The sequence below is a fragment of the Pseudomonas citronellolis genome (genome assembly GCF_900112375.1).
GTDB lineage: Bacteria > Pseudomonadota > Gammaproteobacteria > Pseudomonadales > Pseudomonadaceae > Pseudomonas > Pseudomonas citronellolis.
The window spans coordinates 21,113-38,012 of sequence record NZ_FOLS01000016.1; the positions used below are offsets into that span (position 1 = coordinate 21,113).

At 70.1% G+C, this 16,900-nt stretch carries 16 protein-coding genes; 4 read left to right on the forward strand and 12 right to left on the reverse strand.

The features are described 5' to 3' along the window. Positions 1–2 precede the first annotated feature (2 nt). The 8 genes from BM060_RS16170 to BM060_RS16205 all read right to left on the reverse strand — a co-directional run bounded on the left by BM060_RS16170 (position 3) and on the right by BM060_RS16205 (position 8,345). On the reverse strand, positions 3–767 hold the full coding sequence (locus BM060_RS16170) for an enoyl-CoA hydratase/isomerase family protein (protein WP_074980972.1): 765 nt from the start codon (positions 765–767) through the stop codon (positions 3–5). Then, the gene (locus BM060_RS16175) at positions 767–1,825 is read right to left on the reverse strand and encodes an acyl-CoA dehydrogenase family protein (protein WP_074980974.1); all 1,059 of its coding nucleotides are present in this window, start codon (positions 1,823–1,825) and stop codon (positions 767–769) included. Before BM060_RS16175 ends, BM060_RS16170 begins: the two co-directional genes overlap by 1 nt. Further along, positions 1,822–2,265: a PaaI family thioesterase gene (locus BM060_RS16180; RefSeq protein ID WP_074980976.1), complete on the reverse strand. Its 444-nt coding sequence runs from the start codon at positions 2,263–2,265 to the stop codon at positions 1,822–1,824. The genes BM060_RS16175 and BM060_RS16180 overlap by 4 nt, the downstream gene beginning before the upstream one ends. Before the next feature lie 37 nt (positions 2,266–2,302). Continuing rightward, a complete protein-coding gene (locus BM060_RS16185) occupies positions 2,303–3,646 on the reverse strand; it encodes an MFS transporter (protein WP_074980978.1) in 1,344 nt (447 codons plus the stop codon). Positions 3,647–3,697: 51 nt separating this feature from the next. Further along, positions 3,698–4,564, reverse strand: coding sequence for a MaoC/PaaZ C-terminal domain-containing protein (locus tag BM060_RS16190; protein WP_074980980.1), 867 nt, complete (start codon positions 4,562–4,564; stop codon positions 3,698–3,700). Continuing rightward, on the reverse strand, positions 4,548–6,695 hold the full coding sequence (locus tag BM060_RS16195) for an acetate--CoA ligase family protein (protein WP_074980982.1): 2,148 nt from the start codon (positions 6,693–6,695) through the stop codon (positions 4,548–4,550). Before BM060_RS16195 ends, BM060_RS16190 begins: the two co-directional genes overlap by 17 nt. Before the next feature lie 115 nt (positions 6,696–6,810). Continuing rightward, positions 6,811–7,962 carry a thiolase family protein gene (locus BM060_RS16200; RefSeq protein ID WP_074980984.1) on the reverse strand — a complete coding sequence of 384 codons (1,152 nt, stop codon included), beginning with the start codon at positions 7,960–7,962 and terminating at the stop codon, positions 6,811–6,813. Then, entirely contained in the window at positions 7,959–8,345 is a 387-nt protein-coding gene (locus BM060_RS16205) for a Zn-ribbon domain-containing OB-fold protein (protein WP_074980986.1), read from the reverse strand. Before BM060_RS16205 ends, BM060_RS16200 begins: the two co-directional genes overlap by 4 nt. Positions 8,346–8,489: 144 nt before the next feature. On the opposite strand from BM060_RS16205, the gene BM060_RS16210 reads away from it, so the two are divergent. Beyond that, the gene (locus BM060_RS16210; RefSeq protein WP_058071330.1) at positions 8,490–9,299 is read left to right on the forward strand and encodes an IclR family transcriptional regulator; all 810 of its coding nucleotides are present in this window, start codon (positions 8,490–8,492) and stop codon (positions 9,297–9,299) included. 257 nt (positions 9,300–9,556) lie between these two features. Here the strand turns inward: BM060_RS16210 and queF are convergent, their stop codons facing one another. Together queF and copI are read right to left on the reverse strand one after the other, a co-directional pair. Next, positions 9,557–10,387, reverse strand: a complete 831-nt coding sequence (gene queF, locus BM060_RS16215) for an NADPH-dependent 7-cyano-7-deazaguanine reductase QueF (protein ID WP_074980988.1) — start codon at positions 10,385–10,387, stop codon at positions 9,557–9,559. 502 nt (positions 10,388–10,889) lie between these two features. Beyond that, positions 10,890–11,417 carry a copper-resistant cuproprotein CopI gene (gene copI / locus BM060_RS16220; protein ID WP_074980990.1) on the reverse strand — a complete coding sequence of 176 codons (528 nt, stop codon included), beginning with the start codon at positions 11,415–11,417 and terminating at the stop codon, positions 10,890–10,892. 150 nt (positions 11,418–11,567) lie between these two features. Between copI and BM060_RS16225 the strand changes: the two genes are divergently transcribed. Next, positions 11,568–12,248 (forward strand): heavy metal response regulator transcription factor, encoded by a 681-nt coding sequence (locus BM060_RS16225; protein ID WP_074980991.1) that lies wholly within the window; start codon positions 11,568–11,570, stop codon positions 12,246–12,248. Beyond that, a complete protein-coding gene (locus tag BM060_RS16230; RefSeq protein WP_074980993.1) occupies positions 12,245–13,591 on the forward strand; it encodes a heavy metal sensor histidine kinase in 1,347 nt (448 codons plus the stop codon). Before BM060_RS16225 ends, BM060_RS16230 begins: the two co-directional genes overlap by 4 nt. A 266-nt stretch (positions 13,592–13,857) precedes the next feature. Here BM060_RS16230 and BM060_RS16235 read toward each other — a convergent pair whose 3' ends face one another. Further along, complete coding sequence (locus BM060_RS16235; RefSeq protein ID WP_074980994.1) at positions 13,858–14,643, reverse strand: PhzF family phenazine biosynthesis protein; 786 nt, start codon at positions 14,641–14,643, stop codon at positions 13,858–13,860. 93 nt (positions 14,644–14,736) lie between these two features. After that, complete coding sequence (gene ybaK, locus BM060_RS16240; protein WP_074980996.1) at positions 14,737–15,207, reverse strand: Cys-tRNA(Pro) deacylase; 471 nt, start codon at positions 15,205–15,207, stop codon at positions 14,737–14,739. Positions 15,208–15,357: 150 nt separating this feature from the next. Between ybaK and glpK the strand changes: the two genes are divergently transcribed. Continuing rightward, entirely contained in the window at positions 15,358–16,869 is a 1,512-nt protein-coding gene (gene glpK, locus BM060_RS16245) for a glycerol kinase GlpK (protein ID WP_074981168.1), read from the forward strand. Positions 16,870–16,900: the final 31 nt, after the last annotated feature.

Here is a 16,900-nt window from a genome sequence, read left to right on the forward strand (position 1 = left end):
GCTCATTGTCCGGTGAATGCGGGGGTGCGCTTGGCCAGGAAGGCCGCCTTGCCCTCGGCATGGTCGGCGCTGAGGAACAACTGGCTCTGCAACTCGCCCTCGCGCTCCAGCAGCAAGTCGAGGCCATCGGCGAGCAGGGCCTTGGTCATGGCCAGCGGCAACGGCGCCTGCTGTTCGACCAGGGCGGCGCGGGCCAGGGCCGCGTCCAGCGCGGCGCCGGGTGCGCAGAGCTGGTCCACCAGGCCGATGCGCAGCGCTTCCTCGGCCTCAACCACCTGGCCGAACATCAGGATCTGCCGGGCCTGGCCGTGCCCCACCCGCGCCGGCAGGGTATGCAGCAGGCCGAGGTCGGCGAGCAGGCCGACCTTGCCGAAGCCGGCGGCGAAGCGCGCCGTGCCGCCGCACACCAGGCTGTCGCAGGCCAGTGCCACGGACAGCCCGGCGCCCACCGCCCAACCTTCTATAGCGGCGATCAGCGGCTTGCCCATGCGCACCATCTGCTGCACCAGGGCAGCGTTGTTGTGCATGCGCGCGCGGCCGGCGCCGAGCCCGTCGACGTTCATGTCGCTGAGGTCGCCGCCGGCGCAGAACACTTCCGCGCTGCCGGTGATCACCACGCTGCGCACCTGCGCGTCGGCGTCGGCCTCGCGCAGAGCCTGCAGCAGTTCCTGGCGCAGCGCCGGGGCCAGCGCGTTGCGCCGCGCCGGGTTGTTGAAGCGCAGCAGGCGCACGCTGCCGTGCGTCTCTTGCAGCAGCATCCCGCTCATCAGGCCACCTCGCGTTGCAGCAGCGCGATATAGCGCGCCTTGTGAAAGGCCAGCGAACCCTGGGCGTTGAGCAGCACCATGGCGCGGCGCAGGAACAGGCCGATGTCGGCCTCGTCGGTGAAGCCGATGCCGCCGTGCAGTTGGATCGCCTGGCGGGTGACCAGCAGCGCGGCCTCGGCGGCGCGCACCTTGGCGGTGGACACCAGGCGCCGGACCTCGGCCAGCGGCGTCCGGGTGTCGATGGCGTCGGCGGCCCGGGCGACCACGGCGCGCGCCAGTTCGATCTGGATCTTCAGGTCGACCATGCGGTGCTGCAGGGCCTGGAAGCTGCCGATGGCGCGGCCGAACTGGCTGCGCACGCCGAGGTAGTCGCGGGTGCGCTCGAAGGCGGCGTCCATCAACCCCACCAGGTAGGCGGCGCAGGCCAGCGTAGCTTCGTCCAGCGCGGCGGGCGGTGCCGCCAGCACGCGTGCCGGCGTGGCGTCGAAACGCAGGCGCGCCAGGTGGCCACCGTCCTGGGTCGGTTCCTGGCTCAGGCGCAGTCCTTCGGCGCCGCGCTCCACCAACGCCAGGCCGCCGTCGCAGGCCACCAGCCAAGCATCGGCGGCGGCGCCCAGGGCGACATGGCCGACCTCGCCATGCAGCTTGCCGTCACGCAGTTGCGGCAGCGCGGCGCCTTCGTCGTAGACGATGCCCGCCGGCAACACCAGCTTTTCGCCGGCCAGCAGCGCTTCGCGCTCCGCGTCCGGCAGCAGCGGCGCCACCAGGCTCGCCTCGATCAGCGGCTCCGGCAGCAGGCCGCGCCCCAGTTCCTCCAGCAGCGCGGCGTATTCGGCCATGCCCAAGCCGCTGCCGCCCAACTCTTCTCCCAGGCGCAGGCCCGGCCAGCCCATGGCGCAAACTTCGGCCCAGGCTGCGCGGTCCACGCCCGGCTCGTTGAAGCGCAGGCGGCGCACCCGGCCCAGGTCGCCGTCGGGCGGAACCAGGGAGGCGGCGCTGTCACGGATCATGCGCAAGCGCTCCTCGCGCTCGCGGGCCAGTTCGGCGGTGTCGGTCATGTCGTCGTACTCGTGTCGGTGGAACGGCTCCCGGCCTCGGCGGCCCGGTACTTGAAGCTGCCCGAGGCGCTGGCGACCAGCTCGCCGTCCTCGTTGTGGATCTCGGCTGTGCAGAAGCACAGGTTGCGCGTGCGCCGTAGCACCCGGCCGACGGCGTTGAGCTCGCCGCGGGCGGTGCCCATGAAGTGCGTGGCCATGTCGATGGTGACCATCGAGCAGCCCGGCGAGCAGATGCGGATGGCTCCGGCCATGGCGGCGTCGAGCACGGTCATCAGCACCCCGCCGTGGAAGTGGCCGAGGTAGTTCATCAGCTCCGCGCGGTGCTTCAGGCGGATGCGCGCCAGCTCGCCCTCGGCCCAGCGTTCCAGGCCGATGAACTCCTGGAAGGTGAAGTGGCCGGTGGGAAACACCGTCGCGGGCTCGGCCAGGCTGGCCGCCATGGGTGAATCGTTCATCGCAAGGGGCTCCGTCATGGGCTCAGGCCTTCACCGGCCGCGGCTCGGTGGCATCGGCGCGCGCCGGGGCGGCGGGCTCGACGCTGGCATCGGCGTCGCTCGATGCGCGGTTCGGGTCGTACAGGCGGTCGGGGATGAACAGCGCCGGGATCAGGCCGGTGATCACGTAGGTGATGCCCATCACCAGGAAGCCGGCGCCGATGGAGATGTGCGAGGCCAAGAGGCCGATGGCCGCCGGCGCCACCGCCGCGCCGACGCGGCCGAGGTTGTAGGCGGTGCCCACCGCGGCGCCGCGCACCCGGGTGGAGAAGCTCTCGGTCATGTAGGTGGCCAGCACGCCCACCGGCACGCCGTAGATGAAGCCGAACAGGGTGAGGATCCAGACGATGTTGTCCGGCGTGTGCCAGAACACGATCAGCGGCATGAAGATGGCGCTGCCGATGGCGCCGGCGGCGAAGGTGGCGCGGCGGCCGAAGCGGTCCGAGGCCACCCCGGCGGCCACCTTGCCGAGGATCATCGCGGTGTAGGTGCCGACCATGTAGCCGGTCATGGACTTGAAGTTCATGCCCAGCTCGCTTTCCAGGTACGAGGGCATCCAGTTGTTGGTGCCGTAGTAGCCGAACAGCAGGAAGCACGAGGTCAGCGTCCACAGCAGGAACATGCGCCGCGTGCCCGCATCGGCCAGCAGGCCCTGCACGCCGCCACGGGCGGCGGGTGCGGCGCGCGCGCCGGCCGGCTGCTGGCGGCGCTGGGCGCGAGCCGCCAGCCACGATGGCGACTCCGGCACCCAGGGGCGCAGCGCCAGGCAGATCAGCGCCGGCGCCAGGGCGGTGAAGAACAGCGTGCGCCAGCCGAACTCGGGGATGATCTGCCCGGCGAGGATGGTCGCCACCAGGTAGCCCACGGTCCAGCCGGCCTGCATGGTCGCCAGAATGGTGGTGCGGTATTTGCTGGCGACGAACTCGGACATCAGGATGTTGCAGGCGACGAACAGCGAGCCCAGGCCCAGCGAGGACAGGAAGCGGATCAGCGCGAACTGCCAGTAGTTGTGGGTGAGCCCCAGCAGCGCGGTGCCGAGCGAGAAGATCACGATGGTCCAGGTCACCACCCGCACCCGGCCGAAGCGGTCGCAGCACCAGCCGCCGTAGATGCCGCCGATGGCCATGCCGGCCAGGGTGATGCTGCCCAGCGAGCCGGCCTCGAAGTTGCTCAGGCCGAACTCGGCCTTGAGGCTGTTCAGGCTGTAGGCGAGGAACATCAGGTCGACGCCGTCGGCGAGCAGCCCGAGGAAGCAGAAGAAGAAGGCGATGACCAGGGTCCGCCGGGGGAACCCGGCGTCCTGGGGAGGACTCATGGATGCGCTCATTGTTCTTGTTCTCGCAGGTTGGTTGAGGGAGTTGTCGCCATGCCGCCCGGCTCAGCTGTTCGCCTCCGGCGTCAGGCGCACGTGGCCGTTGTCCAGCACCACCCGATCACGCTCGACCACGCGGGTGCGGAAGGAGCCGTCGTTCCAGATTTCCGTACGCAGGGTCTCGCCGGGGAATACCGGCGCGGAGAAACGCACCTGCAACTGCCCGAAGCGTTCCGCGCGGTAGTCGGCGAAGCCGCGCAACAACGCGTGGAAGGCCACGCCGAGGGTGCACAGGCCATGCAGGATCGGCCGGGGGAAGCCGCCGCGGGCCGCTGCCGCCGGGCTGGCGTGGAGCGGGTTGTCGTCGCCGTTGAGGCGGTAGTACAGGGCCTGCTCCGGGCGCGTCGGCAGGTCGATGACCAGGTCCGGCGCGCGCTCGGGCAGGCTGTGCGGCTGACTAAGCGACTGGCTGTCGCCGCCGAAACCGCCGTCGCCGCGCAGGAAGGTAGTGCCGCGGGCAATGGCCAGCACCTCGCCGCTGACGGCATCGCTCAACACCTTCTCGCTGTACAGCAGCGCGCCCTTGCCGGCGCCCTTGTCCACCAGGCCGGTGACGCGGGTACGGCCGATCACCTCGCCTTCGGGCGGCAGCGGCTTGAGCCACTCCACGCTCTGCTCGCCATGCACCAGGCGCAGGGCGTCGACGCCGGTGTCCGGGTTGCCCAGCCAGAAGCCCGGGTGGCCCAGCACCACGGCCATGCAGGGCAGCGCCTGGAGATCGCGATTGGCGTCGACGAAGGCCAGTTGGTGCTCGTCCAGGGGGTCGGCGCCCAGGCCCACCGACAGCGCGTAGAAGGCGCTGTCCTCGCGGCTATAGCGCTGGCGCACCTCGGGGATGCGGTAGTTCAGCAGGTGCTCAGGATTCAGCGCCATCGGCCACCTCCTCGACTTCCAGCACTGCGTCGGCGGCCCAGGCGCGCTGCCCCTCGGGCATGGCGAACACCGGGTTGAGGTCCACCGAGCGCAGCCGCGGGCCGGCCTGGGCGGCGAACTGCGAGAGCCGCGAGAGCACCTGCGCCAGCGCCTTCACGTCGGTCACCGGGCGGCCGCGGGCGCCGAGCAGCAGCGGCGCGCCCTTGATGCTGCGGATCATCGCCTCGGCCTCCTCCGCGCCGAACGGGCAGCGGCGGAACACCACGTCCTTGAGCACTTCGACGAAGATGCCACCGAGGCCGAACAGCGCCACCGGGCCGAACAGCGGGTCGCGCTGGATGCCCATGAAGCACTCCACGCCGCCCTGCAGCTGACGCGCCACCAGCACGCCGTCGATGCGGGCCTGCGGGGCATGTTCGGCGGCGCGCTGCAGCAGCAGGTCGAAGCCTTCGCGCACCGCCGCGGCGCTGTCCACGCCCAGCAACACGCCGCCGATCTCCGATTTGTGCAGGATGTCCGCCGAGGCGATCTTCAGCACCACCGGGAAGCCGATCTGCTCGGCGAAGGCGGCGGCCTCCGCGGCGCTGACCAGCACCCGCTCCGGCGCCGACTCGATACCGGCGCGGGCCAGTAGCTGCTTGGCCTCGGCCTCCCCCGGCGTGCGCGGCGGCAGCTCCACGCCGCCGGGCGCCGGCACCTGGCGCAACGGTTTGGCGAAAGCCTCGCCGAGCCGGCCCATGGCCTGGATGGCGTGCACCGCGCGGGTCGGGTCCTCGAACAGGGCGAAGCCGGCCTTGCGGTAGGGTTCCAGCTCGTCGCCCTCGCCCATCACCGAGACCACGAACAGGCGGTCCGGGTGGTCGGCCTTGATCCGGCCGAACTGCTCGGCCAGCTTCGGGCCGATGGAGGCGACGGTACCGGCCTGGGTGAAGAAGGCGATCAGCGACTTGTAGCCGCCGTCCACCACCATGGATTCGGTGAAGTCATGCACCAGGCTCAGGTCGTTCAGGGCCTGGGCGGTGCAGTCCACCGGGTTGATCGGCGAGGCGAACGACAGCCGCTGCTTCAGCCGCGCCTGAGCCGCCTCGGGCATGGGCGGCATCGGCAGGCCGACGTCCTCGGCGGCGTCGCTGACGATGATCCCGGCGCCGCCGCTGACGGTGATCATCCCCAGGCTGTTGGCCACCGGGTAGATGCGCTGGGTGGCGAGGTAGGCGATGTCGATCAGTTCCTCGGTATTGCGCGCGCGGACCACCGCGTAGTCGGCCAGCACCGCGTCCAGCACCTTGTCGTCGCCGGCCAGGGAAGCGGTGTGAGACATGGCCGCGCGGCCGCCCAGCTCACTGCGCCCGACCTTGTGCAGGATCACCGGCTTGCCGGCGCGGTGGGCGGCCGCCAGGGCGGCGAGGAAGCTGTCGACGTTGCGGATGGATTCGGCGTAGGCCATGACCACGTCGACTTCCGGCGACTCCACCAGCCAGCCGATGGCGTCGCCCAGGGTGACGTCGGCCTCGTTGCCGGTGGCCACGCAGATCGGCGTGCCCAGCCCGCGCTGCCGCGCCAGGCCCAGCAGGTGCGCGCCGTAGGCGCCGGACTGGGTGGCGATGCCGACGCGCCCGGCCAGCGGGATGCCGCGCTCCAGGCTGGTGGAGAAGAAGGCGTAGTAGCCCAGGTTGGCGTTGAACACGCCCAGGGCGTTGGGGCCCAGCAGGCGCATGTTCGCCGCGCGGGCGGCCTCGACCATGGCCTCCTGCATCAGCACGCCCTCGCCGCCCACCTCGCTGAAGCCGGAGGAGAACACGATGGCGCTGCGCGCGCCCTTGCGGCCCAGGGCCTGGATGGTCTCCAGCACCTGCGGCGCCGGCAGCGCGACTATGGCCACGTCGGGCGCCTCGGGCAGCGCCTCGACGCTGGCGAAGGCCGGCAGGCCCTGGATTTCGCTGCGGTTGGGGTTCACCGGCAGGATGCGGCCGCCGAAGCCGTTGCGCAGCATGTAGGCGATGGGCCGGCCACCGATGCGGTGCGGGTCGCTGGAGGCGCCGACCACGGCCACGGAACGCGGTTGCAGCAGGGGCGTGAGGCTGGCGAAGCACGAGGCGTTGCCAGGGTGTTGCGAGTGACTCACTGACATGGCTTTCCACCTGAACTGTTGACGGTTGCCGGACCGACCGTCCCGGCGCGAGGGCGAGCGCGTCCACGGCGGGCCGCCGGAGCGGCCACCGGTGGGGCGCCGAACCCGGGGGGTTTCAGAGCACCGACTGGGTGCCGAGCAGGGCCGTGACCTGGCTGGACAGGGTGCCGCCGTTGCCGTGCAGCAGGGCGACGTCGGCCTTGCGCAACTGGCGCTCGCCGGCCTGGCGGCGCAACTGCGTCACCGCCTCGATGATCAGGAACATGCCGTACATGCCCGGATGCACGCAGGACAGCCCGCCGCCATTGGTATTCACCGCCAACTCGCCGCCGGGGGCGATGCGCCCGCCCTCGACGAAGCGCCCGCCCTCGCCCTTCGGGCAGAAGCCGAGGTCTTCGAGGAACAGCAGGGTATTGATGGTGAAGGCGTCGTAGAGCATCACCAGGTCGATGTCGGCGTGCGCTACCCCGGCCATCGCCATGGCCCGAGGGCCGCTTTCGCTGGCGGCGGTGACGGTGAGGTCGGGCATCGCCACGATGGAGCGGTGCCACTGCGCACCGGCGGCGCCAAGGAAATACACCGGCGCATTCGGCAGGTCGCGGGCGCGGTCGGCGCGCACCAGCACGCAGGCGCCGCCGCCGTCGGTGACCAGGCAGCAGTCGGCCTTGCTCAGCGGGTCGCTGACCATGCGCGCGGCGAGCACCTCTTCGACGGTCAGCGGGCCGCGGGCGAAGGCCTCGGGGTTGAGATTGGCCCAGCCCCGCGCGGCCACCGCCACCTCCGCCAGCTGCGCGCGGGTGGTGCCGTACTGGTGCATGTGGCGGCTGGCGGCCAGGGCGTAGGCGGTGATCGGGTGGCGCGGCTTGTAGGGCGTCTCGTGCCACTGCGGCTCGCTCATGGACACCAGCTTGCCGCCGGCGGTGCGCTGGTTGGAGCCGTAGCAGATCAGCGCCGCGTCGCACAGCCCGGCCTCCAGGGCCAGGGTGGCCTGCAGCAGGTGCAGTTCGAAGCTGGAGCCGCCGATGTTGGTGCCGTCGACGAACTTCGGGCGGATACCCAGGTATTCGCAGACCGACAGCGTCGGGAAGGCGTGGGAACTGGTGGCGGCGAACACCGCGTCGATGTCGGACAGCTTCAGCCCGGCGTCGGCGATGGCCTTCACCGAGGCCTGGCCGAGCAGTTCGATGGCGCTGTGGCCGGGGGCCTCGCCGATGCCGGCGCTGCCGATGCCGACGATGGCGGTCTTGCCGCGCAGGACCTGGCTCATGGCTGCACCTCCGCAAGCGCGTCGAACACCACCACGGGGGTGCCTTCCTGCTCGACGATACGCGCCTTCAGGCGAGTGCCGATGGGCAGTTCGAGATGGCCCTCGACGCGCGACATCATGCGCACGCCCTCGTCCAGGTCGACCAGGGCGACGTTGTAGTCGCCGCCACGGGCGCGGTTCACGGTGATCGCATAGAGGGTGCCCAGGCCGCTGGCCGGCACCCAATCCAGGTCCGCCTCGCCACTGCCCGGCACCAGGTTGCGCGGGTAGAAGACGTAGCGCCCGGTGGAACGGCTGCGCTGCAGCATGAAGCGGCCCTGGGCCAGGAAGGCGAGGTACTGGGCCTCGGGGCCCGGAACGACGCACTCGGGGAGATCTGCCACGTAGGTCCTCCTTTATTCTTGTTCGACCTTTGCTGCAAAGTGCAACGACGTGGACGCACCAACCGGCGGCTTCAGGGCAGCGGTTGTGCGCTCCGTGAAGCCAGCATATATTCACCCCGCTGAATGTCAACCCGAATACTGAATATGAAAAACAAAGAAACCGCACCGGAAGCCAGTACCAAGAGCGCCAGCACCAAGGATGTGGGGGCCGTGGTGAACGCCATTCAGATCCTCCGCCACCTGGCCCACGCCGAAGCCCCCGAAGGCGTGGCCGCCATCGCCCGCGCCACCGGCATCAGCCCCAGCAGCGCCTTCAATATCCTGCGCACGCTGCACAACGAGCAGCTGGCGTCGTTCGACAACGAGACCAAGACCTACCAGCTGGGCCTGGGCCTGTCGGAACTGGCGGTGAGCTTCATCGGCCGCAGCTACGCCGACCTGATCCAGCCGGAACTGGAGCGCCTGAGCCTGGCCCACCGGATACTCGTCGCCCTCTGGCAGGTCACGGACGACGCGCACATCCGCGTGATCGCCCGCTCCGAGCCGCAGATCGCCCACGTCAACGTGGCCATGGGCACGCGCCTGCCGGAACTGGTGGGCGCCGCCGGGCGCTGCATCGCCGGCCTGCGCCAACTGCCGGAGGACGAACTGCGCCGGCGCCTGTCACGGGTACGCTGGGAGAACCCGCCGGCCTTCGAGCAGTACCAGGCCGACGCCCACGAAGCCCTGGAACGCGGCTGGGCCATGGATCAGGACCACCTGTACCGCGGCGTGAGCATGGTCGCCAGCGCGGTCACCGACCGCGATCGGCAGCCGCGCTTCATCATTTCTGCCATCGGCATCAGCGCCCAGCACCGCCGCGATGAGCTGGAAAGCATCGGCAGCAGTTTGCGCGACACCGCCAGCTTCATTGGCCGTGCGCTCTTTCCCCAGGGCGGTGGCCGCAAGGCGTAGAATCAGAATGCCATTCAGTATCGGGAAAGGCATTCGGCGGGAATGACGAGAGGGATTACGATCGCGCGGCCGGAGGTCAATCGCGGACGGAGTCCGCTCCTACGACCGTGCTTCCCTGAAACCGTAGGAGCGGACTCCGTCCGCGATATCGCGCGCAGGGCGCGCTCCTACAGGGGAATGGCGCGGGTGGCGCAGCGTAGAAGCGGATCTCATCCGCGAATCGCGCCGGAATCTCCGCCCGCGATGAAGCCGTATCGTTACTGCCGCACCAACCGACGATTGTCCGGCGCGATATCCATGCTGCTGCGGTAGGGGTTGATATCCAACCCCCCGCGACGCACATAGCGCGCATAAACGGTCAGTCGGCTGGGCTGCAGCAGACGCTGCAGGTCGAGGTAGATGCGCTCCACGCACTGCTCGTGGAAATCCTGATGCTGGCGGAAGGAAACCACGTAGGCCAGCAGGCTCGCGGGGTCGAGCGCTGGGCCGGCGTAGTCCACCACCAGGGTGCCCCAGTCCGGCTGGCCGGTGACCGGGCAGTTGGATTTCAGCAGGTGGCTGTAGAGCACCTCGTCCACCCGTCGGGCGTCGTCGCAACGCAGCAGTTCCGGGCGCGGGTGGTCGTAGCTGTCCACGGCGATGTCGAGGTCGTCGATGCAGCGGCCAGGCAGCTTCGCTACGCCCTCCTCGGCCACTTCGTCCAGGCTGCGCAGGCGCACGCCCACCGGCGCGCCGGCGGCGGCGGACAGGTCGCGCTCCAGCACCGCCCGCAGCGCCTCGCGGCTGTCGAACGGGCTCTGGTTCAGCGAGTTGAGGTAGAGCTTGAAGGACTTCGACTCGATGATGTTCGGCGACTGCGCCGGGATGGCGAATTCGCCGATGGCCACCACCGGCTTGCCGCCGGGGGTCAGCCAGGACAGTTCGTAGCAGTTCCAGATGTCCACGCCGCGGTACGGCAGGTTGGCGCCGTCCAGGCCCAACTCGGCCCACTTGGTAGCGCGGCTGATGGGGAACAGCAGCTCGGGCGCGTAGGTGGAGACGTATTCGCTGGATTTGCCCAGCGGCGAGTGTTCGGCGGGATGCTGCATGCAATGGACCTGCGGGAATCGTGTCGGCGCCCGCCGGGGTGGCGGGCCGGGCAAGTGTATACAAATGCCCGGGTGGTTTCAGCAGGCGCGGGAGGCCCGGGTGACGGTTGGCGGCCTCGGAGCGGATCGCGGACGGAGTCCTCCTGCACGTAGGGCGTATAACCGTTCGCGGTTATACGCCGCTGGCCGGGGCACCGATGCCCTACGAACCCGGGCTTGAGAGCGCCCTCTCCCCAACCCTCTCCCGCAAGCGGGAGAGGGGGCTGTCCTGAGCGGCGTCGAGGCCAGGCACCATCCTCATACCCCGTCATTCCCGCGAACGCGGAAAGCCAATAGACAGTTGCTCCTACGTCGCAGGCGAGCACGGCTTTTCGTAGGAGCGAGCTTGCTCGCGAACAGACTCCGCTGCAGGGCTCATTCGCGAGCAAGCTCGCTCCTACGAAGAGCATCCCGGCGCGGCGCGCTCCTACGAGGGCTGATTCATCTCCAATTGCGCCGGCGTTCAGGGCTCGACGGTCAACCGGCCGACCATGCCGGCCTGGTAGTGGCCGGGGATGTTGCAGGCGAATTCCAGCACGGTGGCCCTGGTGAAGGTCCAGGTCAGCTCGGCGGTCTTGCCCGGCTCCACCAGCACGCTGTTGGGGTCGTCGTGCTTCATCATCTTCGAATGGCCCATGCCGGCCATGCCGTGGCTCATGCCGGTGGGTGTGAGCATGCCCATCGCCTGCATCTGCTGCATTTCCTTCTGGTGCTCGGCGTGCATGGCGGCGTTGCCGAGGTTGAATTCGTGCAGCAGGCTGCCCTTGTTGTGGATGACGAAGCGCACCGTCTCGCCAACCTTCACCTGCAGCGACTTGGGCTCGAAGTACATCTCGCCCAGGGTGACCTCTACGCTGCGGGTGGCCTGCGCGGCCGCGGCCGGCTTGCCGAAGTCGTACCCATGGCCGTGGCCGGCGTCGGCCAGGGCCGGCAGGGCGAAGGCGGCGGCGAGGCCGAGGATGGCGGCGTTGAAAAGCTGGCGTGTACGCATGACGCGGACCTCTTGCAGATGACTGCCTCCAATGTTGCCGCCGACCACCTGCCGGTTGGCTGTCGGGAAGATTACAGTTGTGTCAGCTTGGCGGCGCCACCGGCAGCGCTGGATACAATGACCGGCATTCCGCCACGGAGGCCATCCACCTTGAAACTGCTGATCGTCGAAGACGAACCCCGCATCGGCCAGTACCTGCGCCAGGGCCTGAGCGAGGCCGGCTATGCCGTGGACCTCTGCGGCGACGGCGCCGAGGGCGAACAGCTGGCGCTGTCCGGCGGCTACGACCTGGCGATCCTCGACGTCATGCTGCCCGGCCGCGACGGCTGGCAGATCCTCCAGGCCGTGCGCCAGGCTGGCCTGGCCCTGCCGGTGCTGTTCCTCACCGCGCGCGACGCGGTGGAGGACCGCGTGCGCGGCCTGGAACAGGGCGCCGACGACTACCTGGTCAAGCCCTTCGCCTTCGTCGAGCTGCTGGCCCGCGTGCGCACCCTGCTGCGCCGCGGCGGCCAGCAGTTGCAGGAGACCGTGCTGCAACTGGCCGACCTGGAGCTGGACCTGCTGCGCCGCCGGGTGCAGCGCGGCGGCCGGCGCATCGAGCTGACCGCCAAGGAGTTCGCCCTGCTGGAACTGCTGCTGCGCCGCCATGGCGAGGTGCTGCCCAAGTCGCTGATCGCCTCCCAGGTGTGGGACATGAACTTCGACAGCGACACCAACGTCATCGAGGTGGCCATCCGCCGCCTGCGCGCCAAGGTCGACGACGACTTCCCGCAGCGCCTGATCCACACCGTGCGCGGCATGGGCTACGTGCTCGAAGAGCGCGCGCCATGAGCGCCGCCGCGCGGGTTTCGCTGGGCGTCCGCCTGAGCCTGCTGTTCGCCGCCTGCACCGCGGCCGTGTCGCTGATCGCCGGGGTGGTGTTCAGCCGCGCCAGCGAGGCGCACTTCGTCGAGCTGGACCGCCAGGTGATGGCCGGCCGCCTGCCCTTCTTCCGCGAACTGCTCGGCCCGGTGCGCGATCCCTCCGGCCTGACTGCGCAACGCAAAACGCTGGAGCACGAACTGACGCGCCACCCGGACCTGGGCCTGCGCCTGGAGGGCGCCGACGGCCAGCGCTGGCTGGACGAGCCGCCGCGCATGAGCAGCGGCACGGAAGGCATGGGCGAACCGCCCGCCTACCGCGAGATGCGCGTGCCGCTGGACCCGGCCGAGCCCGCCGGGCGCCAGCTGACCCTGGTGCTGGACATCACCCACCACCAGCACTTCCTCGGCCGCATGCAGCAGTTGATCTGGCTGACCATGGGCCTCTCCGCCCTGGCCACCGCACTGCTCGGCGCCTGGGCCACCCGCGCCAGCCTGCGCCCGCTGCGGCGCATGCGCGAGGTGGCGGCGCAGGTCTCGGCGCAGTCGCTGACCACCCGCCTGGACGCCAGCCGCCTACCCGCGGAACTGCGCGGCCTGGCCAGCGAGCTGAACGCCATGCTGGCGCGCCTGGAGGAAGCCTTCCAGCGCCTGTCGGCGTTCTCCGCGGACATCGCCCACGAACTGCGCACGCCGCTCACCGCGCTGCTGACGCAGACCCAGGTGGTGCTGTCGCGCCCGCGCGGCGAGGACGACTACCGCGAGGCGCTGCACGGCAACCTGGAGGAACTGCAGCGGCTGACCGCGATGGTCAACGACATGTTGCTGCTGGCCAAGGCCGACCACGGCCTGCTGGCCCCCGGGCGCGACAGCCTGGACCTGGCCGCGGAAGTGGATGCCCTGCTGGAGTTCTACGCGCCGCTGGCCGAGGACCAGGGCGTCCATCTGGCGCGCGAGGGCCAGGCGCAGGTACGCGGCGACCGCGGCATGCTGCGCCGGACGCTGGCCAACCTGCTGGACAACGCCCTGCGCTTCACTCCCGCAGACGGCGCCATCCGCGTGCGCCTGCAGCCCGGCCAGATCAGCGTGGAGAACCAGGGCCCGGCGATCCCCGCCGAGCAACTGCCAAGGCTGTTCGACCGCTTCCACCACCGCGAGGCGGCCCAGCGCGAGGGCCAGGGCGTGCACGCCGGCCTCGGCCTGGCGATCTGCCGCTCCATCGTCCAGGCCCACGGCGGCAGCATCCGCGCCGAATCCGCAGACGGCTGGACACGTTTCATCATCGAATTACCACCGGAAACGAAGGGCGTATAACCGTTCGCGGTTATACGCCGCCACACCCAAGCCCCAGCCAACGCCCAGGCCAACCCCGAAGCCGCCTGGAACCAAGGCCAAACGGCGGATAACGCGGAGCGTTATCCGCCCTACGCCAAGCCCACCGTAGGGCGTATAACCGTTCGCGGTTATACGCCGCCACACCCAATCCCCAGCCAACACCCAGGCCAACCCCGGAGCCGCCTGGGGCCAAGGCCAAACGGCGGATAACGCGGAGCGTTATTCGCCCTACGCCAAACCCACCGTCAGATCACCAACCGCCCACTCGCCACCAGCCGCGCCTGGCCGGCGATACGCACGCGGTCGCCTTCCAGCCGGCACCAGAGTTCGCCGCCGCGGGCCGAGCACTGCAAGGCGCGCAGCTGCAGCTTGCTCAGGCGCTGCGACCAGTAGGGGATCAGGCAGCAGTGGGCGGCGCCGGTGACCGGGTCTTCGTTGATGCCGATGGCCGGGGCGAAGAAGCGCGAGACGAAGTCATGCTCGCCCTCCCCCCGCGCGGTGACTATCACGCCCAGGTACGGCAGCTTCGCCAGGGCGACGAAGTCCGGCGTGCAGGCGCGCACCGCCTCTTCCGATTCCAGCAGCACCATCAGGTGCGCCGTGGTGGCGAGCGCGTCGACCACCGGCAGGCCCAGGGCCTGCTCCAGCTCCACGGTGCTGCCCGCCTCGCGCGGCGGCTGCGCCGGGAAGTCCAGGGCCAGGCGCTGGTCCTCGCGGTACACCCGCAGCGGGCCGGACAGCGAGTTCAGCTCCAGGCGCTCGCCCGGCTCGCCGAACACTTCGAACAGCACATGGGCGCTGGCCAGGGTGGCGTGCCCGCACAGCGGCACCTCGGCGGCCGGGGTGAACCAGCGGATGCGCCAACCATCGGCCTCGCGGACCAGGAAGGCGGTCTCCGACAGGTTGTGCTCGGCGGCGATGTTCTGCATCAGCTCGTCGGCCAGCCAGGCGTCCAGGCGATAGACCATGGCCGGGTTGCCGGCGAACGGACGGTGGGTGAAGGCATCGACCTGGTGGAATTCGAGCTGCATGGCGTTCTCCTCTGAGTGGGGCTCCAGCATGCCGTCCCGCGCGTTCGGCGCTGCTATACAGTGTGCGACTTTCGCATCGGCACAGTCGCGCCCTCAGGCCCGGCCGATGGCGGCGAAACTGGCCGAGGTCAGCCCGGCCAGGGTCTCGGCGCTCAGCTCCACCTCCAGGCCGCGGCGTCCGGCGCTGACGTGGATGCTCGGGAACTGCCGGGCGGACTCGTCGATGAAGGTGCGCAGGCGCTTCTTCTGCCCCAGCGGGCTGATGCCGCCGACCAGGTAGCCGGTGGCGCGCTGCGCGGCGCTGGGCTCGGCCATGTCGGCCTTCTTCGCCCCGGCGGCGTGGGCCAGGGCCTTCAGGTCGAGGCTGCCGGCCACCGGTACCACGGCCACCAGTAGTTCGCCCTTCTCGGTGGCGGCGAGCAGCGTCTTGAACACCCGCGCCGGCTCCAGGCCGAGCTTCTCGGCGGCCTCCAGGCCGTAGGACGGCGCCTTGGGATCGTGTTCGTAGCTCAGCACGCGGTGCTCGGCGCGGGCCTTCTTCAGCAGGTCGATGGCGGGGGTCATGGCGGTCCGGGGTCTGTCCGTGAACGATGCCCAAGCATAGCAAGGGTCGCCGGCCGAATCCGCCTGCGCGCGGCCCTTCACCCGGCGCGCGGAATGGCCTAAGGTCGCAGACGACCCGGGCTCTGCCGGATGCAGCACAAGGCCAACGTCATGACCGACAGCCAGAACAAGAAATACATCGTCGCCCTCGACCAGGGCACCACCAGTTCCCGCGCCATCATCTTCGACCGCGACGCCAACGTGGTCAGCGTGGCCCAGCGCGAATTCGCGCAGATCTACCCCCAGGCCGGCTGGGTCGAGCACGACCCCATGGAAATCTGGGCCACCCAGAGTTCGACCCTGGTCGAGGCCCTGGCCCAGGCCAGCATCGGCTTCGGCGAGGTGGCGGCCATCGGCATCACCAACCAGCGCGAGACCACGGTGGTGTGGGACAAGGCCACGGGTCGGCCGATCCACAACGCCATCGTCTGGCAATGCCGGCGCAGCGCGGGCATCTGCGAGCAATTGCGCGCCGACGGCCTGGAGCCCTACATCCGTGACACCACCGGGCTGGTCATCGACCCCTATTTCTCCGGCACCAAGCTGAAATGGATTCTCGACAACGTCGACGGCGCCCGCGAGCGCGCCCGCCGCGGCGAGCTGCTGTTCGGCACCGTGGACAGCTGGCTGGTGTGGAAGCTCACCGAGGGCGAGGTGCACGTCACCGACTACACCAACGCCTCACGCACGCTGCTGTTCGACATCCACAAGCTCGACTGGGACGATCGCCTGCTGGCGGCCCTGGACATTCCCCGCGCCATGCTGCCGAAGGTCCAGGCCTCCTCCGGGGTGTTCGGCCAGGCGCGGGTCGGCGGCCTGGGCGTGCACCGCACACCCATCGCCGGGATCGCCGGCGACCAGCAGGCCGCGCTGTTCGGCCAGCTCTGCGTGGAGCCCGGCCAGGCGAAGAACACCTACGGCACCGGCTGCTTCCTGCTGATGCACACCGGCGCCAAGGCGGTGAAGTCCACCCACGGCCTGCTCACCACCATCGCCTGCGGGCCCCGCGGCGAGCCGCAGTACGCCCTGGAAGGCGCGGTGTTCAACGGCGGCTCCACGGTGCAGTGGCTGCGCGACGAGCTGAAGGTGATCAACGACGCCCACGACTCCGAGTACTTCGCCAGCAAGGTCAAGGACAGCAACGGCGTCTACCTGGTGCCGGCCTTCACCGGCCTGGGCGCGCCCTACTGGGACCCGTACGCCCGCGGCGCGCTGTTCGGCCTGACCCGCGGGGTGAAGGCCGACCACCTGATCCGCGCCACCCTGGAATCCATCGCCTACCAGACCCGCGACGTGCTCGACGCCATGCAGCAGGACGCCGGCGAGCCCTTGCGCGCCCTGCGCGTGGACGGCGGCGCGGTGGCCAACAACTTCCTCATGCAGTTCCAGGCCGACATCCTCGGCACCCCGGTGGAACGCCCGCAGATGCGCGAGACCACGGCGCTGGGCGCCGCCGTGCTGGCGGGGCTGGCCAGTGGCTTCTGGCAGGGCCTGGACGAACTGAAGGGCAAGGCGGTGATCGAGCGAGTGTTCCAGCCCAACTGCGAGGCGGCCGAGCGGGAGCGGCTGTATGCGGGCTGGAAGAAGGCGGTGGAGCGGACGAGGGGCTGGGCGGAGCCGTAGGGCGTACAACCGTTCGCGGTTGTACGCCGAT